25 protein-coding genes are annotated in these 21,687 nt (G+C 70.4%); 7 read left to right on the top strand and 18 right to left on the bottom strand.

The features are described 5' to 3' along the window. Positions 1-56: 56 nt before the first annotated feature. The 11 genes from DEJ43_RS21790 to DEJ43_RS21840 form a co-directional block, all read right to left on the bottom strand. Positions 57-467, bottom strand: coding sequence for a hypothetical protein (locus DEJ43_RS21790; RefSeq protein WP_015035546.1), 411 nt, complete (start codon positions 465-467; stop codon positions 57-59). Between the two features lie 58 nt (positions 468-525). Then, positions 526-1,095, bottom strand: coding sequence for a hypothetical protein (locus DEJ43_RS21795; protein WP_015035547.1), 570 nt, complete (start codon positions 1,093-1,095; stop codon positions 526-528). Continuing rightward, positions 1,095-2,225: a hypothetical protein gene (locus tag DEJ43_RS21800; RefSeq protein WP_015035548.1), complete on the bottom strand. Its 1,131-nt coding sequence runs from the start codon at positions 2,223-2,225 to the stop codon at positions 1,095-1,097. Before DEJ43_RS21800 ends, DEJ43_RS21795 begins: the two co-directional genes overlap by 1 nt. An 11-nt stretch (positions 2,226-2,236) precedes the next feature. Next, entirely contained in the window at positions 2,237-3,382 is a 1,146-nt protein-coding gene (locus DEJ43_RS21805; protein ID WP_015035549.1) for a hypothetical protein, read from the bottom strand. A 31-nt stretch (positions 3,383-3,413) separates the two neighbouring features. After that, entirely contained in the window at positions 3,414-4,607 is a 1,194-nt protein-coding gene (locus DEJ43_RS21810) for a hypothetical protein (RefSeq protein ID WP_015035550.1), read from the bottom strand. Between the two features lie 37 nt (positions 4,608-4,644). Continuing rightward, the gene (locus DEJ43_RS21815) at positions 4,645-5,838 is read right to left on the bottom strand and encodes a hypothetical protein (RefSeq protein ID WP_015035551.1); all 1,194 of its coding nucleotides are present in this window, start codon (positions 5,836-5,838) and stop codon (positions 4,645-4,647) included. Positions 5,839-5,887: 49 nt separating this feature from the next. After that, the gene (locus DEJ43_RS21820; RefSeq protein WP_015035552.1) at positions 5,888-6,820 is read right to left on the bottom strand and encodes a phage distal tail protein; all 933 of its coding nucleotides are present in this window, start codon (positions 6,818-6,820) and stop codon (positions 5,888-5,890) included. 47 nt (positions 6,821-6,867) lie between these two features. Then, on the bottom strand, positions 6,868-8,115 hold the full coding sequence (locus DEJ43_RS21825; RefSeq protein WP_015035553.1) for a phage tail tape measure protein: 1,248 nt from the start codon (positions 8,113-8,115) through the stop codon (positions 6,868-6,870). Then, positions 8,112-9,317 (bottom strand): phage tail protein, encoded by a 1,206-nt coding sequence (locus DEJ43_RS21830; RefSeq protein ID WP_015035554.1) that lies wholly within the window; start codon positions 9,315-9,317, stop codon positions 8,112-8,114. Before DEJ43_RS21830 ends, DEJ43_RS21825 begins: the two co-directional genes overlap by 4 nt. Positions 9,318-9,348: 31 nt before the next feature. Continuing rightward, positions 9,349-10,362: a S8/S53 family peptidase gene (locus DEJ43_RS21835; protein WP_015035555.1), complete on the bottom strand. Its 1,014-nt coding sequence runs from the start codon at positions 10,360-10,362 to the stop codon at positions 9,349-9,351. A gap of 91 nt (positions 10,363-10,453) precedes the next feature. Beyond that, the gene (locus DEJ43_RS21840) at positions 10,454-10,666 is read right to left on the bottom strand and encodes a hypothetical protein (RefSeq protein WP_015035556.1); all 213 of its coding nucleotides are present in this window, start codon (positions 10,664-10,666) and stop codon (positions 10,454-10,456) included. A gap of 304 nt (positions 10,667-10,970) precedes the next feature. Between DEJ43_RS21840 and DEJ43_RS21845 the strand changes: the two genes are divergently transcribed. Next, positions 10,971-11,948 (top strand): hypothetical protein, encoded by a 978-nt coding sequence (locus DEJ43_RS21845; protein ID WP_015035557.1) that lies wholly within the window; start codon positions 10,971-10,973, stop codon positions 11,946-11,948. 29 nt (positions 11,949-11,977) lie between these two features. Here DEJ43_RS21845 and DEJ43_RS21850 read toward each other — a convergent pair whose 3' ends face one another. The 4 genes from DEJ43_RS21850 to DEJ43_RS21865 all read right to left on the bottom strand — a co-directional run bounded on the left by DEJ43_RS21850 (position 11,978) and on the right by DEJ43_RS21865 (position 13,895). After that, a complete protein-coding gene (locus DEJ43_RS21850; RefSeq protein WP_015035558.1) occupies positions 11,978-12,280 on the bottom strand; it encodes a hypothetical protein in 303 nt (100 codons plus the stop codon). 113 nt (positions 12,281-12,393) lie between these two features. Continuing rightward, the gene (locus tag DEJ43_RS21855) at positions 12,394-12,684 is read right to left on the bottom strand and encodes a hypothetical protein (protein WP_015035559.1); all 291 of its coding nucleotides are present in this window, start codon (positions 12,682-12,684) and stop codon (positions 12,394-12,396) included. A 95-nt stretch (positions 12,685-12,779) separates the two neighbouring features. Continuing rightward, positions 12,780-13,385: a phage tail tube protein gene (locus DEJ43_RS21860; protein WP_015035560.1), complete on the bottom strand. Its 606-nt coding sequence runs from the start codon at positions 13,383-13,385 to the stop codon at positions 12,780-12,782. 102 nt (positions 13,386-13,487) lie between these two features. Then, positions 13,488-13,895, bottom strand: a complete 408-nt coding sequence (locus DEJ43_RS21865) for a hypothetical protein (protein ID WP_015035561.1) — start codon at positions 13,893-13,895, stop codon at positions 13,488-13,490. Between the two features lie 271 nt (positions 13,896-14,166). On the opposite strand from DEJ43_RS21865, the gene DEJ43_RS21870 reads away from it, so the two are divergent. Then, positions 14,167-14,991: an ATP-grasp domain-containing protein gene (locus DEJ43_RS21870; RefSeq protein WP_015035562.1), complete on the top strand. Its 825-nt coding sequence runs from the start codon at positions 14,167-14,169 to the stop codon at positions 14,989-14,991. Positions 14,992-15,044: 53 nt separating this feature from the next. On the opposite strand, the gene DEJ43_RS21875 is transcribed toward DEJ43_RS21870, so the two are convergent. The 3 genes from DEJ43_RS21875 to DEJ43_RS21885 are packed head-to-tail and all read right to left on the bottom strand — an operon-like array spanning position 15,045 to position 16,265. After that, positions 15,045-15,248, bottom strand: a complete 204-nt coding sequence (locus tag DEJ43_RS21875) for a MerR family transcriptional regulator (RefSeq protein WP_015035563.1) — start codon at positions 15,246-15,248, stop codon at positions 15,045-15,047. Next, complete coding sequence (locus DEJ43_RS21880; RefSeq protein ID WP_015035564.1) at positions 15,242-15,985, bottom strand: hypothetical protein; 744 nt, start codon at positions 15,983-15,985, stop codon at positions 15,242-15,244. Before DEJ43_RS21880 ends, DEJ43_RS21875 begins: the two co-directional genes overlap by 7 nt. Continuing rightward, positions 15,978-16,265 (bottom strand): WhiB family transcriptional regulator, encoded by a 288-nt coding sequence (locus DEJ43_RS21885; protein ID WP_015035565.1) that lies wholly within the window; start codon positions 16,263-16,265, stop codon positions 15,978-15,980. The genes DEJ43_RS21880 and DEJ43_RS21885 overlap by 8 nt, the downstream gene beginning before the upstream one ends. A gap of 272 nt (positions 16,266-16,537) precedes the next feature. Between DEJ43_RS21885 and DEJ43_RS21890 the strand changes: the two genes are divergently transcribed. The 5 genes from DEJ43_RS21890 (at position 16,538) to tuf (ending at position 21,676) form a co-directional block, all read left to right on the top strand. Next, a complete protein-coding gene (locus tag DEJ43_RS21890; RefSeq protein WP_015035566.1) occupies positions 16,538-16,987 on the top strand; it encodes a helix-turn-helix domain-containing protein in 450 nt (149 codons plus the stop codon). Positions 16,988-17,318: 331 nt separating this feature from the next. Further along, the gene (gene rpsL / locus DEJ43_RS21895; RefSeq protein ID WP_003948652.1) at positions 17,319-17,690 is read left to right on the top strand and encodes a 30S ribosomal protein S12; all 372 of its coding nucleotides are present in this window, start codon (positions 17,319-17,321) and stop codon (positions 17,688-17,690) included. Between the two features lie 2 nt (positions 17,691-17,692). Continuing rightward, positions 17,693-18,163, top strand: a complete 471-nt coding sequence (gene rpsG / locus DEJ43_RS21900; RefSeq protein WP_015035567.1) for a 30S ribosomal protein S7 — start codon at positions 17,693-17,695, stop codon at positions 18,161-18,163. Between the two features lie 39 nt (positions 18,164-18,202). Then, positions 18,203-20,332 (top strand): elongation factor G, encoded by a 2,130-nt coding sequence (gene fusA / locus DEJ43_RS21905; RefSeq protein WP_015035568.1) that lies wholly within the window; start codon positions 18,203-18,205, stop codon positions 20,330-20,332. A gap of 150 nt (positions 20,333-20,482) precedes the next feature. After that, entirely contained in the window at positions 20,483-21,676 is a 1,194-nt protein-coding gene (tuf, locus tag DEJ43_RS21910) for an elongation factor Tu (protein WP_041662773.1), read from the top strand. Positions 21,677-21,687 lie beyond the last annotated feature (11 nt).

Below are 21,687 nucleotides of genomic sequence, written 5' to 3' on the forward strand. Positions count from 1 at the left end.
AAAAGCCCGCGCGGAGGGCGGGCGTGCGGGTGGGGCGTGGCCTGGTGGGCCGGGTGCTACGGGGCGGGTTCGGGCTCCGGGGTCGGGGTCGGCTCGGGTTCCGGGGTCGGCGGGGCCCAGGCCGCGCACAGTGCGGCGCAGTCGGCCCGGCGGGTCTCGAAGTCGGCGAGCGCGGCCGTGACGGCCCGCTGGACGGAGGTCGGGTCGGGGACGACCGGGGCGCCGTCCCGCGCGTCGACGATGATCAGGCCGGAGCCGCGCAGGACGGCGTCGCCGGTGCCCTTCTCGGTGACCTCGGCGGTGACGTACACGGCCGGGTACTGCCCGGTGACCGGGTCGCGCTGGAGGGCGTGGCCCAGGCTGTTGTCGTAGACGCGTACGTCGACGGTGTGGCCGTCCTCGGTGACGGCGGCGCGGCCCGCGTAGTCGATGGCCACGCCCCAGGGCTCGGTGGGGTCGATGTTCAAGGGGTGCTCCTTGTGGTCCGTGCGGTGTGGTCCGTGCGGTCTGCGGCGGGCGGGCGGGTCAGGTCTGGGCGCCGTGGATGAGGACGGGCTGGGCGTAGACGGTGCCGCCGGTGGCCTGGGCCTGGATCTCGATGTTCATGGTCTGGCCGAACCGGGTCTTCATGTCGCCGGGCAGCAGGCCGAGGTAGTCGTAGGTGGTGCCCGCGGTGACCGCGGGGCCGAACGGGACGCTGTCGACGAGGACCCGTACCTTCCCGGTGGCGCCGCTGGAGGCCGCCGTGCTGATGGCGAGCCGCAGCTTCGGCTGCCAGATGGGGTTGGAGCAGCGGGCGATGGTCGTGAAGGCGGCGGCCGTGGTGGAGGGCCACTTGGCCGGGTCGCTGGCCAGGGGCGGCATCAGTTGCAGCCACGGCCGGGCGAGACCGCCGGTCAGGATGTCGTCCGCGAAGATCTCGTGGTTGTAGCCGTCGAAGATCCGGAACAGCGGCCGGGTGATGGTGACGCTCTCGGACGGCGTGGGACGGAACTCGTTGACTGCGGGACGGGTGTTGACCGCGGTCGACAGGGCCTTGAGGCGGCGTTCCATCTGGTTGAGCCGGTCGATGATGTCCTCGGGCAGCTGGGGCATCAGGCCTCCTCAAGGTAGAGCTCGGCGGTGTCGGCCCGGCCGCGTTCCGGCGGGGTGATCTTGACGCCGATGATCCGGTAGCGGGCGTCGAGGCCCTGGGAGTACCACTCGTCGGTGATCCGGATGCGGGCGACGCGGCCGAGCAGCGCCGGCGGGACGATCCCGCCGAGGTGGATGCTGATCGAGGGGATCACCACGGCGCCGCGGGCCTGCGCGAGCTCGGTGGCGGCCACCGAGTCGAGGGCGAGCTGGTCGCTGATCTCGTTGTGGTCCGAGGAGAGGTCGATCAGCGGCCAGCCGTCCACGAGCAGGTCGCTGGCGTACTGCGTGCCGGAGAAGATCGGCCGGGACTCGGCGGCGGCGTTGGCGTTGGTGGAGGCGCCGCGGGCGACGGCGGTGGTGCCGCCGCGGGTCGCGTCGTACGGGAAGGAGTACGACAGGATGACGCCGGGCCGGTCGAAGACCAGGTCGGTCGCGCCGGTGACGATCTTGGGTTCGCCGATCCGGAGCTGCCGGATCCGCTGCCCGGTGACCGGGTCGCGGTAGACCAGGATCTGGTGCTCGAAGCCGTTCTCCGTCGCGGCGAGCTGGTCGAGCGCCTCCAGGTAGACGGTCTCGTCGCCCTTCCGCCACGAGGCGGTCTTCTGGAACTTGGGGATCTCGTTGCCGAAGGTGATCCCGAGGCGGCGGGGTTCCTCGCCCGCGGGGGCGTCGGGGTAGGTCTGGACGTCGAGTTCGCGCCAGAGCCGGCGCGCGATCTCCAGCTGGTCGGTCGGGGTGTCGTAGGTGATGTCGGTACGGATGCGGCGGCGCCCGGCGTACGAGTCGAAGGTCGCGGCCTGGATGCCGAGGGTCAGCACGCCGCGGCCGCTGGACTGCAGGGTGCTGGTCCAGACGATGCCGCCCCACCACAGGTCGCCGCCGCGCTCCAGGTAGACCGCGGTGCGGCCCTCCCGCACCTTCTTGACCCGGTCGGCGATGGCCTTGTCGGGGATGGGGACGGTGCCGGAGAGCGAGCCCGCCTTGCCGATGTAGTCGTCGAACGAGACGTCCCGCAGCGGCAGGATGTCCAGCGTCTGGTCGGTGAGCAGGTCGCAGAAGATCGCCCGGTAGGGCGTTTCGATGGCCATCGAGGCCCCCCTTACAGGACGTAGGTGGCGGAGACGCGGATGTTCCGGCCGGGGACGAGGGCGCCGCCCGAGGACCAGGTGCGCAGGACCGCCTGTCCGCTGGAGGCGCTGAGGACCACGCCGCCGGAGCCGAAGCCGTCGCAGCCGGTGGTCTCGAAGTCGAGGGCGGGCCGCCAGCCGGCGGGCAGGACGCACAGCGGTTCGTCGTTGATGTTGCCGGCGGTGTTGGCGTCGACCTGGGCGCCGGTGCGGGTGACGAGGAAGGTGACGGTGCACAGGCCGCCCTTGGTCCTGCGGCCGGCGAAGGAGGTCAGCGACCAGTTGGCCAGCGCCGTCGCACCGGCGTTGGTCGTCTCGACCTCGACCGGCGGCTGGTAGACCACCCAGGCGCTGCCGTTCCAGCGCTGGAGCTGGCCGCCGCCCGAGTCCCGGTACTGGCCGGTGTAGCTGCCGGTGGCGATCGTGCCGCTGGGCGCGATGCCGCCGATCTCCTTGGGGTAGGCGACCCAGGCGGTGCCGTCCCAGCGCTGGAGGAAGTGGGCGTTGTCGTTGTCCTGGTACTGGCCCGGGTAGCCGCCGGGCACGCCGGCGTTGTTGTAGACGGGCAGGATGCCGCCGGCGGAGACCGTCGTGGTGCGCAGGTCGGTGGCGGCGCCGCCCGCCCAGTCGATGCCGCCGGTGCCGGCGGAGGCGCCCTTCTTGACCTTCACGGTGAACAGGACGAGGGAGCGGGCGGGGGCCGCCGGGGCGGCCGGGACCGCCGCCGGGGTGCCCTTGACGATCTCGACGACGGCCTCGTACTTGCCGAGGGCGTCGACGTCGTTGTCGTAGACGCGGACCACGACGAGGTCGATCCGGTCGTTGAGCGGGTCGCCGTCGGCGAAGGTGAGGGTGATGTCCTCGTCGAGGGCGACCGGGTAGGCACCGTCGGTGGTGCCGCCCTGGATGACGGCCTTGCCGTGGTAGACGGTGGCCGTCATCGGGCCGGAGGAGCTCATCCACAGGCCGCCGACCCGGAACTTGCCGTCGTACGTGCCGGGCAGGATGCCGGACCGGACGGCGAGCGGGTTGACGGGGGTGGTGGCGCCGATGAGGGTGACGCGGGTGTTCTGGCGGGTCTGCCCGGTGGGCATCAGCCATCCGGTACGTACGGGCATGGGGGTCTCCTGGGGGAGGGGCGGATCGGGGCTACGGCAGCGGGTCGACCTTGATGTACGTGTTGTCGAAGCCGCCCTTGAGGCCGAGGGTGTTGGCGATGACCCGGAAGTGGGCCGTGAGCGTGTAGGTCGCGCCCGGGGTCAGGTTCGAGTACCGGCGCGTGGTGGAGACCGAGACCATGTGCTGGCTGGCGGCGATCGTCGCGTAGTCGTCGTCGAGGTCGTTGACCACCGTGGCGCCCTGGGTGAGCTTGAGCGCCATGTACGCGTAGTGGTCGGGGCTCCCCGAGCGCAGCTTGCAGCCGAAGCTCACGGCGACGGCCTTCGACGGCGGGGCGACGAAGTTGACCGTGAGCGGGTTCGTGGCGCGGCCGCCCAGCGTCGGGGTGTAGGCGGTCGAGGCGGTGTCGCCGAAGTCGCCGTTGTCGACGAAGTACGGACCCGGTACGGCCGGGGTCCACGCCGAACCGTTCCAGCGCTGGAGCTGGCCGCCCGGCGTGTCCCGGTACTGGCCGGTGTAGCTGGCCGTCAGGGTGGACGCGGAGGACGGGATGATGCCGCCGATCGCCTCCGGATAGGCCACCCACTGCCCGCCGTCCCAGCGCTGCAGCTGGTTGTTGGCGGTGTCCTGGTACTGGCCCGGGTGGGCGCCCGGCAGCACCGGGCCCTCGACCGGGAGGATGCCGCCGAGCGCGACGACCGGCGTGCGCAGGTCCTTCAGGGCGGTGTTCCACGGGATGCCGCCGTTGCCCGCGCTGGCGCCGGCCGGGACGGTCACCTCGTACAGCGGGAGGCTGCGCGGCGGGGCCACCGGCGCCTGGGGGGCCTGGCCGGGCACGCCCCGGATGATCTCGACCTTCGCCTCGTTGCGGGTGCTGCCGTCGTAGAGGTTGTCGTAGATCTTCAGGACGACCAGGTCGATCCGGCCGTACTGGGCGTCGCCCGCGGCGAAGGTGACCTGCTCGGAGGCGGGCAGGGCCACCGGGTAGACGCCCTGGGAGATGTCGCCCTGGATGACGGCCCGGCCCTCGGAGACGGTCGCCGTCATGGCGGAGGCCTTGTCCATCCAGAAGCCGGACAGCCGCCACTTGCCGTCGTAGGAGCCCGGCAGGATGCCGGAGCGGACCTGGACGGGGTTGATCATGGTGGTCGCGCCGACCTGGTTGAGGCGGGTGTCCTCGCGGGTCTGGCCGGTCTCGGCGACCCAGCTGCTGCGCAGGTTCACGGGGTTCTCCAATCGGGGGGTGCGGTGGGAGGGGCGGTCAGGACCTGATCCACTGGGCGGACAGGTTGCTGTAGTAGCCCGAGCCGCCGAGGGTGCGGACGGCGGCGGTGTGGTTGTGGTAGCCGGCGAGCTGCAGCACGTTGCCGGCGGTGAGCTTGATCAGGCCCTGGCCGCCGACGGTGACGGCGCCGGTGGCCGCCGGTCCCAGCCAGGTCATCCGGGGCACGCCGACGCCGCCGAGGGTGATGCGGGCGCCGCGCACGCCGGTGGTGGAGTCGCCGTTCCAGGCGACGTGGCCGGAGACCCGCCACCAGCCGGTACGCGGGACGACGAAGCTGTCGGAGCCGTTCCAGCCGGTGAAGTCGTCGATGTCGACGTTCTGGAGGGTGATCGGGGTCCAGGTGCTCGCGGGCACGCTCTGCATCGACGTCTGCGAGACGCTGAACAGGACGGCGGCCTTGCCCTCCGCGTACTGCCAGGCGGCGCCGTCCCAGCGCTGCAGGACGCCGGCGTTGTCGCGGTACTGGCCGGTGTAGCCGCCGGTCGTCATCGTCCCGTGCGGGGCGATGCCGCCGATCGGCTTGGGGTACGAGACCCAGGCCGTGCCGTCCCAGCGCTGGAGCAGGCCGGAGACGTCCCGGTACTGGCCGACGTAGGCGCCCTTGAAGCCGCTGGTCGGGATGATGCCGCCGAGCGCGGTCATCGGGTAGTGCAGGGTCGTGACGACGCCCGCGGTGGTCCACGCGATGCCGCCGGTGCCGGCCGAGGTACCGGCCGGCACCGCGACGGTGTAGAGCGGGAAGGCGCTGCCGGGGCCCGAGGCCGGGACGACGGGGGTGGCCGCGGGGGTGCCCTTGACCAGCCGGATCACGGCGTCGGTGGCACCGCTGCGGTCGTACGCGTCGTCGAGGACGGCCAGTTCGATCAGGTCGATCCGGGGGTACTGCGGGTCGCCGTCCGCGATGGTCAGGGTCTCCGGGGAGGTCACCGCGATCATGTACGCGCCCTGGGCGGTGTCGCTGCCCTGGATGACGGCCCGGCCGGTGCCGATCGAGCACTGCATCGCCGACGCACCGGTCAGCACCAGGCCGCCCGGCACGATGCCGGGCCGTGAGCGCAGCGGGGTCTCGGCGGCGCTCTGCCCGTTGGGCGTCAGGAGCGCGGACAGCGTGAGCCGGGTGTCCTCGCGGGTCTGGCCGGTGGAGTGGAGCCAGGCGGCCCGTACGGTCATGGGTGCACCTCTTTCTGTGCGGAGCGGTCGGTACGGGGAGGGGCCGCGGTCACCACTCGGCGCTGCGCCAGCGGATCGTCATCAGCGCCTCCGGGGTCGACGCGTCGGGCCGGAACGACAGCTCCGTGCGGCCCGGTTCGAGGAGGAACAGCTCCTCCGGGCTGGAGTCGGCCATCGCGGTGTGGCGGCGGGAGGCGGTGTTGTTGAGCATCACCGTGCCGCCCGCGGTGTCGACGACGAGCTCGTCGCCGGCGGCCAGGTCGATCGCGTACCGCAGTCGGCGCTTGCTGTTCCGTTCGGTGACGGTCGGCATGGAGCAGGGGCCGCGGAAGACGATCACCGGGTGGGTGGCGGCCGAGCCGGTGTTCTCGGCGACGGCGTCCCCGGTGGACTTGGCCTGGCCCCAGTTGAGCGGCCAGGTCAGTCCGTTCGGCAGCCAGGTCAGACCGGTCTCCGGCTGCGGCGGGGTGGTGGAGGACGACTGCTCGTTGACGGCGTAGCGGCGCGGGTCGGAGGCCAGCCACTGGATCGACATCTTCGTGCTGCCCTGGGTGGCGAAGCCCTGGTCGGCGGGGACCACGCGCTGCGCGATCCGGGCGCGTACGGCGAGGAGTTCGCCGTGCAGCCGGACGGTCAGCCAGCGTTCCTCGTCGAGCAGGGCGAGCGCCTGGCGCAGCGCGCGGACGGCCTCGGCGGTCTGGCTCCACTCGGGCACCAGGACGATCGTGCCGCTGATCTTGCGCGGCTTGGCGTAGCGGGAGCCGGGCCAGGCGCCGTGCGAGGTGGGCCGGTCGGCGTCGGAGGAGTCGTACTCGGGCAGGTCCTCCCAGCCCTGGAGCCCGGTCCGGTCGACGTTGAACGGCGTGCCGGGGCCGATGAGAAGCCCGGCCCACTGGATCTGCCCGTCCTGGGTGATCAGCGAGCCGGGCGCGTGGTCGGCGGTGAGATTGCTTCCGGCATATGTGGTTGTGGTCTCGGCCATGGGGCCGTCACCTCACTTCTGAGGGGCTGTCGGGTGGAAGGGCGGGTTCAGCAGTGGGCGCCGACGAGGAAGAGCAGGTCCTCGGCGGTCGACCGCGGGCCGGCGCCCGGCTCCTCGTGGAACTCCGCGATGCGGTGCGGCCGCCGGGGAGCCTCGGTGAGGGCCGGGACGCGCCGGTGTTCGAGCACGGTGAGCGGGTCGATGCGCGGCGCGCTGTCGGCGCCGGGGAAGACGACACCGCCCTCGGCGAGCATCGGGATCTTGTCGATGTCGACGCCGAACTTCTTGCCGAGGATGTTCACGCTCAGCTTGTTGAGCCCGTCGATGATCCAGTTGGCGAAGGCGATGAGGCCGTTGATCGGGCCCTTCACGACGCCGAGCACGGCGCTCAGGGCGCCCTTGACCAGATCGCCCATCCCCTTCAGGGCCCTGGCGACGGCGTCCTTCGCGTGCCGGAAGAACCCAGGGATCTTCTCCGTGACGAAGGACAGCACCGGCTTGACGGCGCTCTTGATCCCGCCGATCGTGCGCGAGGCGATGCCGCGCAGGGCGTTGGAGGCGGAGGTGACGGAGGTGCGGACCCGGGAGATGCCGCTGATGCCGGAGCCGATGACCTTCAGGGCGGACGTGAACAGGGTCAGGTACGCCTTGACGTACGTTCCGACGGCCTTCCCGATGAGCTTGACGACCGGCTGCAGAAACGCCCAGACCGACTGGAAGCCCTTCAGCGCGGCCTGGAACACCTGCCGCATGATCTTCTGCCCGGTCTCGGTCTGCATCGCGTACTCGATGAGCCAGGCGGCGACCGGGACGAGGATGCCGACGAGGAAGCCGACCGGGTTGGCCCGCATGGCGACGTTGATGCCGGTCATGGCGACGGAGGCGACGGTCATGACCGTGCCGTAGGTGCCCATCAGCCCGGTGATGACGTCGGCGACGGGCAGCAGCGGGACGAGGAGCGCGAGGACGCCGCCGACCGCGGGGCCGAGCCGCCCGGCGGCCGTCCTCGCCCTGCCCGCGGCGGTGCCGATCCTCCGTACCCCGGTGACGGCCCGGGACCGCTGGATGCGGCGGACGGAACCGGCGGCGCCGGACGCACCGGTACCGAGGGCCCGTACGGGGGCGGCGGCGGTCCGCAGACCGGCGGCGAACCGGTTCATGCCGCCGCCGGCGCGCACGGTGTCCTCCCGGAGCCGCTTCAGTCCGTCGCCCGCCTGACCGAGACCGCGCCTGAGGGAGGTCATCACCGGCAGGGCGCCGGCGAACGGGTTCGGGAAGGCCGCGACGGCACTCATCCGCGTGCCTTCGCCAGGTACATCAGCGCGTCCGCCGTGGACTGCGGGTCACTGTTGCGGGCCGCGTGGTAGTGCTCGATGTGCAGCCCGGCGCCCCCGCCGCCCTTGCCCCCCTGCAGCTGCGCCGACATGCGGGCGCGCCGGGCGGTGAGGGCGAGCAGCCGGTCCAGCTTGGACAGCGGCAGGACGGCCTCGGCCTCGCCGGCCTCGGCGAGGATCGCCGGGACACCGCCGCTGCGGGGCATCACGACACCGCCGGTGGCGAGCATGGGGATGGTCGGGATGTTGACGCCGAAGGTCTTGCCGCCGACGAGCGGCACCCAGCCGGGGACGCTGACCTTGACGCCGTTGACGGCCCTGATCATCCGGTTGATCATCCCGATGACGGCGTTGATCGGACCGGACACACCGCTCTTGATGCCCTCGAAGGCCCGGGACGCGATGCCCTTGAGGCCGTTCCAGATGGAGGACATCTTGTCCTTGACCGCCCGGAAGGCGTTCGGGATGGCGCTCTTGATCCAGTTCACCACCGGGGTGATGACGGCTTTGATGCCCTTCCAGACGGCGCCGACGACCGTCTTGATCGCCTTCATGACCGTGGTGATGACGGTCTTCCAGATGTTCACGTAGGTCTTGATGACGGTGGCGACGGCCTTGACGACGGAGGAGATCGCCTTCTTGATGCCGTTCCACACCGTCTTGATCAGCTGTCCGGCCTTCTTCATGATCGGGCCGATCGCCTTCATCACCGCGCTGATCACGGTCTTCACGGCGTCGAAGGCCTTCTTCAGGACCTTCTGCATCGTCTTCGACTGCATCGCCATGTCGACGATCTTCTCGATGAGAGGCATGAAGAGTTCGATGAGGCGGGCGAGGAAGTTGCCCTTCATCGACTTGTTGAGCTTGTCCTGGCCCTTGGCGGCCTTGCCGGCGCCGGACTCGTACTTGCCCATCTTGGTGCCGGCCGACTCGGCGGTCCGGCCGGCCTTCGTCATCGACTTCTCGGCCTGGTCCGAGGCGGTCTTGAGGTTCTTGAGCTGGGTGCTGGAACCCTGGGCGCCGGTCTTGAGGTTCTTGAGCTGACCGTTCGCCGAGTTGCCCGCGTCGCCGACCTTCTTGACCGAGGTCGCGGCGCCGGAGGCCTGCGTCTTGAGGTTCCGCAGGGAGTCGGACGCCTTCTTCATGGAGCTGGTGAAAGCCATGGGTGGTTACCTCCTTTCGGGGTGGTGGGGATCAGGCCATTTCCTGAGCGGCCTCGTGGGCCTTGATCTTGAGGGTGTTGAAGGCGGAGGCCACGTCCCGGCCGGCGTCCGCGAGCCGTTCCGCGGCCCGGGCGGCCGACTCCAGACCACGGGCCTTCGGGAGCTTCTTCGGGTCGAAGTGCCGCTGCGAGCTCGCGAGCTTCCCGGTCGCCTTGGCCATCGCCTGGATCTGCGTGGGGTTGGCGTCGACCATGGCCTTGTTGAGCTTCTCGAGCTTCTTCGGGTCCGGGACCTTCTTGGGGTCGTAGTCCGCCACGGCCTTGACGAGCTCCTCGATCGCCTTGGCGACCGTCTCGATCTTGGCGGGGTTGGCCTCCTTGACGGCCGCGTTGATCTTCTCGACGGCGCTCCCCGCCTTGACCATCGCGGAGGCCTTCGGCAGGTCCTTGAACTTCGTCTTGAACGGGCCGGCCTGGGTGTTGAACTCCTTCAGGTGGGGGTTCAGCGCCTCCAGCTGCGCGCGCAGGGCGTCGAAGTTCGCGTTCGCCGGGATCGAGGCCATGCCGCCGCCGGCGGCCTCCTCCCGGGTCTCGACGTCGTTGCGGTTCTGGAGCCGGATGCCGCGTCCGGTGTCGGAGGTGGCCAGAACCCGGCCGTCGGCGTTGCCCAGCAGCCGGGCGGGCAGCTGCTGGATGTCGCGCTGGATCTTGACGACCCAGGCGGTGAGGATGACGCCCATCGCGGGGATCATGAGGCCCGCGATGGCGGAGGCGAGGTACCAGCCCCACTTGTTGTCCGGGTTCTCGCGGTTCTCGTAGAACTTCTCCAGGGCCGCGCCGAAGCCGTCGAGGCCCATGGCTTCGAGGAACTCGGACTTCTTCGCCTTGGTGAGCTCGTCGTACATCGACTTGAAGCGCTCGGTCCAGTCCTTCGGCAGCTGCTGCTTGAAGAACGTCTCGGTGACCAGCGGGCTGCTGTCCGACTTGTTGAGGTGGGTCTTGAGGGCTTCTATCTCGGTGGAGAGCTGGTCGGTTGTCTTGGTCATGATTGCTCCGCTTCCGGCCGTGACGGCCAAGCGCCGAAAAGCCCCTGCCGGGACCGGCAGGGGCTCGTTCGTGCGGGGGCAGCGGGCGCGGCTAGGCGTCGCCGTCCCGGCGGGGGCCGCGTCGCACCGTCGCGAGGGCGTCGTTCCAGCCCGCGGCGTACGCGAGGGTCTCGTAGCGGGAGACCTCGGCGTACAGCGTGCCGAGCAGCGCTCTCTTGTCGAGGGCGACGGGTCCGTCGAGGAGCTGGCGGAGGCGGTCCTGGAGAGGGATCCGCGGTTGCGATACCTCGGCCTGCTGGGTCATGGACGCCTGCCTTCCCGTTGCTTGCCCGTGCGGTTGTGGCGGCGCCGCGGAGTGAGGAGCGGGGGCACCACGTATTCGAACCTCTGTGCGAACAGAGTGTGGAACATCTGTTCGATGTTTGTCGAGCGGGAAACCCCTGACGGTGTGTCTTCTTGCGCGATTTCCGGACACGTTGGCGACTGAAACGGCCTTGTGTTCGACCAGGTAACCTGGAGGGTGCGTTCCTCGGGCCGGACCACTCCGGGGGGCGAGGGGCGCGAGGGGCGCGGGGGGATCCCAGGGGGCTGGAAGGCAGTACTGACGCATGGATACGGAGCCGGGCGCTGGCCGCCGGGATCGGGACGTCGACTGGCTCGCCGCCCACCCCGATCTGCCCCACCTCTTCGCCCATCTCTCGGAGCTCGTGCACGCCTCCGGGTACCCGCCGGGGGAGCTCGTCGTGATCCCCCGGGCCGAGATCGACCGCCGGGAGACGGCCGCGTTCACCGCCGGCTGGGCCGAGGCCGTGTCGGACGAACTGCCCCGCATCCGCCAGGAGTACGAGAAGCGCGTCGCCGACGCCTACGCGCAGGGCCAGGGTGACGCGCGTGGAGTCCGCCGCCCCCAGCGCCGTACGGACACGGGCCAGGAAGGCGCCCGGGTCATCGCGCTGCCCTTCGCCTGGCTCCTCGAACCGCCGGCGGCGGTCGTCGAGGCGGAGGAACGCGTACGCAGGGAACGCGAGATGTTCGAACAACGCGCGGACCCCGGACCACGGTCCGACTCCGGGTCGCGCGCCGACCCCGGACCGCGGACCGACTCCGGGTCGCGCGCCGACCCCGGACCGCGGACCGACCCCGGACCGCGGACCGACCCCGGACCGCGGACCGACTCCGGGCCACGGGCCGACCCCGGACCACGCTCCGACTCCGGGCCACGCTCCGACCCCGGGTCACGGACCCCGGCCGGGCCCCGGGAGCCGGAGCCCGAGCACCGTAAGGAGGCCGAGCCCGACCCGGAGCCGGACGTCCTCCTGACCGCCCAGGAGAGCCGGGCCCGCCGCAACGCCCAGCCGGTACGGAAGGTCGTGCGCGGCAAGGGCGGCCGCCCGATCGTCCCGCCGCTCGCGGGGGTGCCGGCCCAGGTCGGACCGGCCGCGGACCGGCGCGACGCCGACGCCGCCGCCGAACCGGAGCCGCGGGCGGGCAGGGGGCAGCGGCTGTCCGACCGGGCCAGGGCCCTGGAGAAGGACATGACCGCCGAGCGGGCACGGGAAGAAGCGCCCCCGGAGCCCATGCCCTGAATCGGGACGGGGCCCCGGGGGCCGCGGGATCACCCGAAGAACCGGGCGATGGCGTGGGGGGACGGTGCTTCGGTCGCCGTGGGGGGCTCGGCCCCGCCCTCGTCCTCGGCGCCGTCCTCGTCCGCGAGACCGCTCGGGCGGGGAACGGGCGACGGAGCCTCCGGCGTCTCGTCGTCCTCGCCGTTGTTGACGCAGGCGAACATCCAGTTGGCCACGGCCAGATGGTCCACCGTGGCCGCCAGCAGATGGTCGGTGATCGACCACTCGGCCGCCTCGCCGTGGATCTCGCGCTGGACGGCGCTGTCCCGTGGCAGGTGCTTGACCATGACCATCAGACGCCGGCTGGAGAGCTCGCCGCGGTGCCAGTCGAGGAGATCGGCGGAGTAGTAGCGGAGCAGGTCCGCCTCAAGGGCCTCGGCGTGTTCGTCGACGAACCCGACGAGGCTCAGTCTTCCCCCAGGCCGAGCCCGGTCTCCTTGCCGTAGGCCTCCAGGATCGCGGCGATGTCCTGCATCGTGACGTCGTGCTGTTCGAAGCGCGTGAACTGCTCCTCACCCATCAGGAGTGCGAGCAGGCCGTCCACGTCGTTGTCGTCGAGCGTGCGCAGCGCCTTGGCCGTCGCGCGGCTCAGTTCGGTCGGAAGGGTGTAGCTCTCGCCGTCCAGCTCGAAGGACCAGGCGCGGCCGTGGGCCTCCTGTCGCTGGGCGCGGGCGGCGTTGACGTCGAAACGGGCCATGGTGATGCGTACTCCTTGGATCGGGTGAAGGCCGGTCGAGGGGGGAGGGGCGGGGCGGGACGGCGTGCGCCGTCCCGCCCCGGGTGGGGAGGGGATCAGACCGCCGCGCCGTACTGGCTGTCCTTCATGAGGAAGGTCGCCAGCGGCTTGCCGTCGCCGTTCGACATGGCCGAGAAGGTGATGCCCAGGGTGGACGCCGCCTTGCGGGCCAGCTTGATGTCGTCGGAGGCGGTGACCTGACCGCGCGGGATGATGAAGCGGTAGGTGACGGCGGTGGTGCCGCCGGCCTTGACGTCGGTGAACTCCAGGCCGAGGGCGCGGGCGTCGGCGTACGGACGCTCGGCGATCTCGTACTTGAAGGTGTCCGTCGCCGGGGCCGGCTCGGCCTCGACCTTGCCGCCGCCCATGAAGAACGGCAGCGTGTCCTCGTTGAACTGGAGCAGGGAGAACTTCAGCGAGAGGTCACGGGCCGAGTAGATGTAGTGGATCGGGGAGACCGACTGCCACGAGTCGATGGCCTCCAGCTTGTCCTTCTTGGAGAAGGTCACGCCGTCGCCCGTGGTGTAGCCGAGGTTGGTCCAGCCGGTCCAGTCGGCGGAGGGCTCGCCGGTGCCGAAGGCCGGGACGTTGGTGCCGACCTTGGCGACGAAGAGCTTGCCGACGCCGGCGACGCGGATCTCGGCCGAGTTGTTTCCTGCCATGGTGTGTTTCTCCTTGGTGAGAGGGCTGCCGCCCGGACGTGGGTCCGGGTACGGCAAAGGCCCCGCCGGTCGGCGAGGCCTGGTCTGTGGGTCGCTGGGTGTCTAGAAGACGTTCAGCGAGAGCTGGATGACGCAGAGGTAGCGGTTGGCGCCCCGGTAGAGGTAGTCGGGCATCCAGCGCGGCCCGTCCTTCTCCTCGGCGTCGCTGACGACGTGGGCGCCGAGCTGCTTGCCGAGGGTGGCGAGCAGGGCCCGGCGGGCGGCGTTGGCGAGGACGTGGGCCGCGGTCTTGGTCGGCGCGTACACCTCGAACTCGATCAGCGGCTTGTCGACGTGCAGGTCGCCGATCCAGGCGCCGCCGCGGCGGTTGACCAGGACGGCGTTCTGGGTGCCGTCGAAGCCGGCCGGCGCCTGTGCGGCGACCGTGACGCCGGCCAGCGCCGGGTCGGCCTTGAGGACGTCGACGACCAGCTTCTCGACGTCCGGGAACGCACTCGGGGGAGTGGTCATGACGGTGCTCCTCGAAGGGCTCGGAAGAGGGAGGCGGTGCGGGGCGCCGTCCGGGCCGCTCCGCGCGGAGACGGGGGCGGGGCGGGGCAGCGCGCCCGGACGGCGAACGGCGGAGCCGCCGCCCGTCGTCCGGGCGCAGCTCCGCCGCTGCACCAACTGTGACAGAGAGCGTGCGCGCACGCAACTAGTTCGGGAGGGGGCCGTCGGACCGGCGTACGAGCCCCGCCCACCCGGCCGATACGTTGGCGGTCACCGATCGAGGAGCCGCCCCGTGCCCGCCCGCCCCCGCCTCCTGTACGTCACCGACCTCGCCTACCCGGCCCGCGGACGGCGCTACTGCGACGAGGACATCCGCCTCACCGCCCGGCTGCGCGAGCACTTCGACCTGGCGCTCTGTCACCCGCTCGACGCCGCCGCCCTGATGGACGGCTTCGACGCCGTCGTCGTCCGCAACAGCGGCCCCGTCCTCGGCTACCAGCAGGAGTACGACGCCTTCCGCGAGCGCGCCCTGGCCGGCGGCGTCCGGGTCTACAACCCGCTGCACGGCCGCGGCGACATGGCGGGCAAGCAGTACCTGCTCGACCTGACCGCCGCCGGATTCCCCGTCATCCCCACCGTCGACCGGCCCGAGGACCTCCACCGGCTGCCCGAGGCCGCCGCGTACGCGGTCAAGCCCAAGGCGGGCGCCGACTCCATCGGTCTGACGTTCCTGCCGTACGGGGAGCTCGCCGGCCTCGGCTACGGCGACGTCCTCGTCCAGCCCCGGATCGACTTCCGCTACGAGGTGTCCTTCTACTTCGTCGACGACACCTTCCAGTACGCCCTGTACGCCCCCGACCCCGAGCGCCGCTGGTTCCTCGAACCGTACGAGCCCACCGACGACGACCTCGCCTTCGCCCGCCGCTTCGTCGACTGGAACACCCTCGACCACGGCATCCAGCGCGTCGACGCCTGCCGCGCCCCCGGCGGCGAGCTGCTCCTCGTCGAACTGGAGGACCTCAACCCCTACCTCTCCCTGGACCACGTCCCCGAGGAGACCCGCGACCGCTTCACCGCCGCCCTCACGGACTCGCTCCACCGCTTCCTGCGGGCATGACGAAGCGCCCCGCGTCCGACAGGGACGCGGGGCGCTGCTCGTACGGGAAGGGCTCAGGCGGTACGGGACCGGCGGCGGGCGACGCGCTCGGCGGCGAACACGTCCTCCAGGCGGAAGAGCTGCGCCCTGCCCGCCTTCCCGGCGGCCCGCAGATGGCCGAGCTGCACCCACTTGCGGATGGTCGCGGGCGCGACGCCCGCCTCCTCCGCGGCGAGTGGGCCGGGGATCAGGGCCGGCAGGGCGGGCGAGCTCAGCATGCGGTCTCCTTCGGGTCGTCCATCGCCGCTTCGATCTCCTCGGTACGGGCCCCGGAGGCGGCCGCGAGCTCCGTCCACTCCCGCTCCGGCCACAGGTGCCGGTAGGCCGGGTCGTCCTGGCAGCCGCACAGCTCGTCCGCGCACACACAGGCCGGGTTCACACAGAGCACCGCACGCCGGTCGGGGAAGGCCCGCAGCGACACCGAGTCGCACCAGGGGCAGCGGCCCGAGACCCGCACGACCGTCTCCGCGTCGCCGAGCGTCCTGGCGCACCGCCGGGCCATCCGCCGGATCTCGTCCCGCACGTGCCGGGCCAGGTCCGGGTCGGCGCCGATCGTGTCGAGCAGTCCCACCACCCGGCGGAGCCGGTCGATCACCCCGGCGCGGGGCGGCCGGGGCAGCGCGAGCCGGGCGGACACCGCCTCCTCCAGCTCCACCACCCCGTCGGTGATGTCACGGATGGCGTCGGAGACGTGCAGCCGGATCGGGGCGGCCCCGTGCCCGGGGACGGCGAGGCCGTGCCGCTGCTGGAGCAGCAGCGCCTCCCGCCGCTCCTCGCGGATCTGTTCGTCGCGGCCGGCGGGGGAGGGGGCCGGGGCGCTCCCGGCGGGGCCGCGGCGGCCGGGCGCGAGCTCTTCGGCGAGCTCGGGGAACTGGCGTACGAGGGCGGCGGTCCAGAGCGTGATGTCGCGCAGGACGGGCTCGACGGAGGCGGCGGGGGGCGTGCGGTCAGCCACGGCGGCCGCTCCCGGTGCGGGCCGGGGCGAGGGCGACGGCCTTCGCCACGCGTGCCGGGTCGGCGGGGCGGCCGTTGCGCCAGAGGCGGCCGGCGCAGACGCCGTCGAAGTAGCTCTCGGCGGGGGCCACCACGGTCTCGCACGGGTGGCGGACGGGGCACGCGGCACAGGCGCGCAGCGCCGGGGCCGCCTCCCTGGCGCGGCGGGCGAAGACGACGGACGGGGAGAGGTCGGCGCACGCGGCGGCGGCCTGCCAGGGGGTGGGGTCGGTCTTGGACAAGGGTTCTTCTCCACGGTCCGGGGCCCCCGGGGCTCCGTGGGGCCGGTGGGGCCGTGGGGGCTCGGGGGGCCGACGAGTGCGGCGGTGAGCCAGACTTACATGTTGCGTGCGGGCGCGCAACAACTTTCCCCGAGACCCCCGGTGGCACCCCTTCCGGTGCTGCCGGGGCCACCTTCACCGTTTCGACACGTTGCGTACCCGAAACTAGGTAATTCTGTGCGCGCAAGCACGCTAGAGTTGACCGCCTGGAGGAGTGGAGTGAGGAGCTGTACATGACCACTCGTGGGCTGGACGAGTTCGCAGGCTGGGTCGAAGGCCTGATGCGACAGCGCGGCTACGACATCGACAGCCCGCGCGGCGGCGGCAAGTCCCGGATCGCGGACGAGGCGGGGGTGCACCGGGCCGCCGTGACGCGCCTGCTGCAGCGGCAGAGCATGCCCGACCTGGAGACCATGCGCCGGATCGCCCCGCTGCTGGGCGTCTCCGTCCGCGACATGCTGATCCGCTCGGGCCGGGTGACCCCGGAGGAGCTCCCGATGGCGGCGGACCTGCTGCCGCCGAGCGACTGGCAGCCGTCCCTGGAGGACTTCGCGCGCTGGCTCGGGGTGCCCGACGAGCGCATGGGCGTCTTCGTGAAGGTCGTGAACCAGTTCCTGGAGCCCGACGACGAGGCCGAGGGGGCCGTCGAGGGCGTCGAGACGCGCCGCACCGCGCGCGACTGACCGCGGCCGCGGCCGCGATTGCCGACCCGCGGCGGGGAGTTCGGCGACTCCCCGCCGGTGCCGGGCCGAACGGGCGGACCTGTCGTCCGTCGGGTGCGCTCCATTTGTTTTGACCGGAGTGCATGCGATAGGTACGCTCAAGCCTTGTGCCTGGGGTGTGCCTGGGCTCGCGTGCGTGTCCTCAACCGCAAGGCGAGTCATATATCGGCCACCGCGATCCGCGCCCTTCCACCTCGGTGGAGGGTTCCGCGAGATTCGACACACCCGACCGCGTGGGTCGGTGAATGTTCCAGGTTAGTTTCACCGACGGCACACAGAAACCGGAGAAGTAGTGCCTACGATCCAGCAGCTGGTCCGGAAGGGCCGGCAGGACAAGGTCGAGAAGAACAAGACGCCCGCACTCGAGGGTTCCCCTCAGCGTCGCGGCGTCTGCACGCGTGTGTTCACGACCACCCCGAAGAAGCCGAACTCGGCCCTCCGTAAGGTCGCGCGTGTGCGTCTGACCTCCGGCATCGAGGTCACGGCCTACATCCCGGGTGAGGGTCACAACCTGCAGGAGCACTCCATCGTGCTCGTGCGCGGTGGCCGTGTGAAGGACCTGCCGGGTGTTCGTTACAAGATCATCCGCGGTTCCCTCGACACGCAGGGCGTCAAGAACCGTAAGCAGGCTCGCAGCCGCTACGGCGCCAAGAAGGAGAAGTAAGAATGCCTCGTAAGGGCCCCGCCCCGAAGCGCCCGGTCATCATCGACCCGGTCTACAGCTCTCCTCTTGTCACCTCGCTGATCAACAAGATCCTGCTGGACGGCAAGCGTTCCACCGCCGAGCGCATCGTCTACGGCGCCATGGAGGGCCTCCGCGAGAAGACCGGCCAGGACCCGGTCATCACGCTGAAGCGCGCTCTTGAGAACGTCAAGCCGGCCCTTGAGGTCAAGTCCCGCCGTGTCGGTGGCGCCACCTACCAGGTGCCGATCGAGGTCAAGCCGGGCCGCGCGTCCACGCTGGCCCTCCGTTGGCTCGTCGGTTACTCCCGCGCCCGTCGCGAGAAGACCATGACCGAGCGCCTCATGAACGAGCTCCTCGACGCCTCGAACGGCCTCGGTGCGGCCGTCAAGAAGCGTGAGGACACGCACAAGATGGCCGAGTCCAACAAGGCCTTCGCGCACTACCGCTGGTAGTCGCAACCCACATCGAGACCGAGAGAAGACTGAGCCGATATGGCTACCACTTCGCTTGACCTTGCCAAGGTGCGCAACATCGGCATCATGGCTCACATCGACGCGGGCAAGACGACCACCACCGAGCGGATCCTGTTCTACACCGGTGTCTCGTACAAGATCGGTGAAGTCCACGACGGCGCTGCCACGATGGACTGGATGGAGCAGGAGCAGGAGCGCGGCATCACGATCACGTCTGCCGCGACGACCTGCCACTGGCCGCTCGAGAATGTCGATCACACGATCAACATCATCGACACGCCGGGTCACGTCGACTTCACCGTCGAGGTGGAGCGTTCGCTGCGCGTGCTCGACGGTGCTGTCACCGTGTTCGACGGTGTGGCCGGCGTCGAGCCCCAGTCCGAGACTGTCTGGCGTCAGGCGGACCGCTACGGCGTTCCGCGTATCTGCTTCGTCAACAAGCTCGACCGTACGGGCGCCGAGTTCCTCCGCTGCGTCGACATGATCGTGGACCGCCTCGGCGCCGTCCCGATCGTCATGCAGCTCCCCATCGGTGCCGAGATGGACTTCCAGGGCGTTGTCGACCTGGTCCGCATGAAGGCGCTTGTCTGGTCCGCCGAGGCCAGCAAGGGCGAGATGTACGACGTCGTCGACATCCCCGCCTCGCACACCGAGCTCGCCGAGGAATGGCGCGCGAAGCTGGTCGAGACGGTCGCGGAGAACGACGAGGAGCTCATGGAGCTCTTCCTCGAGGGCGTCGAGCCCACCGAGGAGCAGCTGTACGCGGCTGTCCGTCGTATCACCATCGCCTCCGGCAAGGGCAACGGCGAGAAGACGGTCACCCCCGTCTTCTGCGGCACCGCGTTCAAGAACAAGGGCGTTCAGCCCCTGCTCGACGCCGTCGTCCGCTACCTGCCGTCGCCGCTGGACGTCGAGGCCATCGAGGGCCACGACGTCAAGGACGCCGAGCTTGTCGTCAAGCGCAAGCCGTCCGACGACGAGCCGCTGTCGGCCCTCGCGTTCAAGATCGCGAGCGACCCGCACCTCGGCAAGCTCACCTTCGTCCGGATCTACTCCGGTCGCCTGGAGGCCGGCACCGCGGTGCTGAACTCCGTCAAGGGCAAGAAGGAGCGCATCGGCAAGATCTACCGCATGCACGCGAACAAGCGTGAGGAGATCGACTCGGTGGGCGCCGGCGACATCGTCGCCGTCATGGGCCTCAAGCAGACCACCACCGGTGAGACGCTGTGCGACGACAAGAACCCGGTCATCCTGGAGTCCATGGACTTCCCGGCGCCGGTCATCCAGGTCGCCATCGAGCCCAAGTCCAAGGGTGACCAGGAGAAGCTGGGTGTCGCCATCCAGCGTCTCGCGGAGGAGGACCCCTCCTTCCAGGTCCACTCGGACGAGGAGACCGGCCAGACCATCATCGGTGGTATGGGCGAGCTTCACCTCGACATCCTCGTCGACCGCATGCGTCGCGAGTTCAAGGTCGAGGCGAACGTCGGCAAGCCGCAGGTCGCGTACCGCGAGACGATCCGCAAGGCCGTCGAGCGCGTGGACTACACCCACAAGAAGCAGACCGGTGGTACCGGTCAGTTCGCCAAGGTGCAGATCGCGATCGAGCCCATCGAGGGTGGCGACGCCTCCTACGAGTTCGTGAACAAGGTCACCGGTGGCCGCATCCCGAAGGAGTACATCCCTTCGGTCGACGCGGGTGCGCAGGAGGCCATGCAGTTCGGCATCCTGGCCGGCTACGAGATGACTGGCGTCCGCGTCATCCTTCTCGACGGTGCCTACCACGAGGTCGACTCCTCCGAGCTCGCGTTCAAGATCGCCGGATCGCAGGCCTTCAAGGAGGCCGCGCGCAAGGCTTCCCCCGTCATCCTTGAGCCGATGATGGCCGTTGAGGTCGTCACGCCCGAGGACTACATGGGTGAGGTCATCGGCGACATCAACTCCCGCCGTGGTCAGATTCAGGCCATGGAGGAGCGCAGCGGCGCTCGCGTCGTGCGGGGCCTCGTGCCCCTGTCGGAGATGTTCGGCTACGTCGGCGACCTCCGCAGCAAGACCTCGGGTCGCGCAAGCTACTCGATGCAGTTCGACTCCTACGCCGAGGTTCCGCGGAACGTCGCCGAGGAGATCATCGCGAAGGCCAAGGGCGAGTAACTCTCCCGAGTTCACGCTTTAGGCTTGACACCAGTCGTCGGGGCCCCGCCCCCGAAACCCGAGGAACGGGCCCCGGCCGACTGGCATCCCAGCAAAGATCACCTGGCGCCGATGAAGCAAGGCGTTCAGAACCACTCCAGGAGGACCCCAGTGGCGAAGGCGAAGTTCGAGCGGACTAAGCCGCACGTCAACATCGGCACCATCGGTCACATCGACCACGGTAAGACGACCCTCACGGCCGCCATTACCAAGGTGCTGCACGACGCGTACCCGGACCTGAACGAGGCCTCGGCCTTCGACCAGATCGACAAGGCTCCCGAGGAGCGCCAGCGCGGTATCACGATCTCGATCGCGCACGTCGAGTACCAGACGGAGTCGCGTCACTACGCGCACGTCGACTGCCCGGGTCACGCCGACTACATCAAGAACATGATCACGGGTGCCGCGCAGATGGACGGCGCCATCCTCGTGGTCGCCGCCACCGACGGCCCGATGCCGCAGACCAAGGAGCACGTGCTCCTGGCCCGCCAGGTCGGCGTTCCGTACATCGTCGTCGCCCTGAACAAGGCCGACATGGTGGACGACGAGGAGATCCTGGAGCTCGTCGAGCTCGAGGTCCGTGAGCTCCTCTCCGAGTACGAGTTCCCGGGCGACGACCTGCCGGTCGTCCGTGTCTCGGCGCTCAAGGCCCTCGAGGGCGACAAGGAGTGGGGCGAGAAGCTCCTCGGCCTCATGCACGCGGTGGACGAGTCCATCCCGCAGCCCGAGCGCGACGTCGACAAGCCGTTCCTGATGCCGATCGAGGACGTCTTCACGATCACCGGTCGTGGCACCGTCGTCACCGGTCGCATCGAGCGTGGTGTCCTCAAGGTCAACGAGACCGTCGACATCATCGGCATCAAGACCGAGAAGACCACCACCACGGTCACCGGCATCGAGATGTTCCGCAAGCTGCTCGACGAGGGCCAGGCCGGTGAGAACGTCGGTCTGCTCCTCCGTGGCATCAAGCGCGAGGACGTCGAGCGCGGCCAGGTCATCATCAAGCCGGGTTCGGTTACGCCGCACACCAGCTTCGAGGCCCAGGCCTACATCCTGTCGAAGGACGAGGGTGGCCGTCACACCCCGTTCTTCAACAACTACCGCCCGCAGTTCTACTTCCGTACCACGGACGTGACCGGCGTCGTGACCCTCCCCGAGGGCACCGAGATGGTCATGCCGGGCGACAACACCGCCATGACCGTCGAGCTGATCCAGCCCGTCGCCATGGAGGAGGGCCTCAAGTTCGCCATCCGTGAGGGTGGCCGGACCGTCGGCGCCGGCCAGGTCGTCAAGATCAACGCCTGATCTTGTACTGA

Source organism: Streptomyces venezuelae ATCC 10712 (assembly GCF_008639165.1).
Classification (GTDB): domain Bacteria; phylum Actinomycetota; class Actinomycetes; order Streptomycetales; family Streptomycetaceae; genus Streptomyces; species Streptomyces venezuelae.

Excerpts from the sequence above, each read along its gene's own strand:
- DEJ43_RS21795 (WP_015035547.1), bottom strand. The coding sequence starts at position 1,095 with ATGCCCCAGCTGCCCGAGGACATCATCGACCGGCTCAACCAGATGGAA.
- DEJ43_RS21800 (WP_015035548.1), bottom strand. The coding sequence starts at position 2,225 with ATGGCCATCGAAACGCCCTACCGGGCGATCTTCTGCGACCTGCTCACC.
- DEJ43_RS21805 (WP_015035549.1), bottom strand. The coding sequence starts at position 3,382 with ATGCCCGTACGTACCGGATGGCTGATGCCCACCGGGCAGACCCGCCAG.
- DEJ43_RS21815 (WP_015035551.1), bottom strand. The coding sequence starts at position 5,838 with ATGACCGTACGGGCCGCCTGGCTCCACTCCACCGGCCAGACCCGCGAG.
- DEJ43_RS21820 (WP_015035552.1), bottom strand. The coding sequence starts at position 6,820 with ATGGCCGAGACCACAACCACATATGCCGGAAGCAATCTCACCGCCGAC.
- DEJ43_RS21825 (WP_015035553.1), bottom strand. The coding sequence starts at position 8,115 with ATGAGTGCCGTCGCGGCCTTCCCGAACCCGTTCGCCGGCGCCCTGCCG.
- DEJ43_RS21830 (WP_015035554.1), bottom strand. The coding sequence starts at position 9,317 with ATGGCTTTCACCAGCTCCATGAAGAAGGCGTCCGACTCCCTGCGGAAC.
- DEJ43_RS21835 (WP_015035555.1), bottom strand. The coding sequence starts at position 10,362 with ATGACCAAGACAACCGACCAGCTCTCCACCGAGATAGAAGCCCTCAAG.
- DEJ43_RS21840 (WP_015035556.1), bottom strand. The coding sequence starts at position 10,666 with ATGACCCAGCAGGCCGAGGTATCGCAACCGCGGATCCCTCTCCAGGAC.
- DEJ43_RS21845 (WP_015035557.1), top strand. The coding sequence starts at position 10,971 with ATGGATACGGAGCCGGGCGCTGGCCGCCGGGATCGGGACGTCGACTGG.
- DEJ43_RS21850 (WP_015035558.1), bottom strand. The coding sequence starts at position 12,280 with ATGGTCATGGTCAAGCACCTGCCACGGGACAGCGCCGTCCAGCGCGAG.
- DEJ43_RS21855 (WP_015035559.1), bottom strand. The coding sequence starts at position 12,684 with ATGGCCCGTTTCGACGTCAACGCCGCCCGCGCCCAGCGACAGGAGGCC.
- DEJ43_RS21860 (WP_015035560.1), bottom strand. The coding sequence starts at position 13,385 with ATGGCAGGAAACAACTCGGCCGAGATCCGCGTCGCCGGCGTCGGCAAG.
- DEJ43_RS21865 (WP_015035561.1), bottom strand. The coding sequence starts at position 13,895 with ATGACCACTCCCCCGAGTGCGTTCCCGGACGTCGAGAAGCTGGTCGTC.
- DEJ43_RS21875 (WP_015035563.1), bottom strand. The coding sequence starts at position 15,248 with ATGCTGAGCTCGCCCGCCCTGCCGGCCCTGATCCCCGGCCCACTCGCC.
- DEJ43_RS21890 (WP_015035566.1), top strand. The coding sequence starts at position 16,538 with ATGACCACTCGTGGGCTGGACGAGTTCGCAGGCTGGGTCGAAGGCCTG.
- rpsG (WP_015035567.1), top strand. The coding sequence starts at position 17,693 with ATGCCTCGTAAGGGCCCCGCCCCGAAGCGCCCGGTCATCATCGACCCG.
- fusA (WP_015035568.1), top strand. The coding sequence starts at position 18,203 with ATGGCTACCACTTCGCTTGACCTTGCCAAGGTGCGCAACATCGGCATC.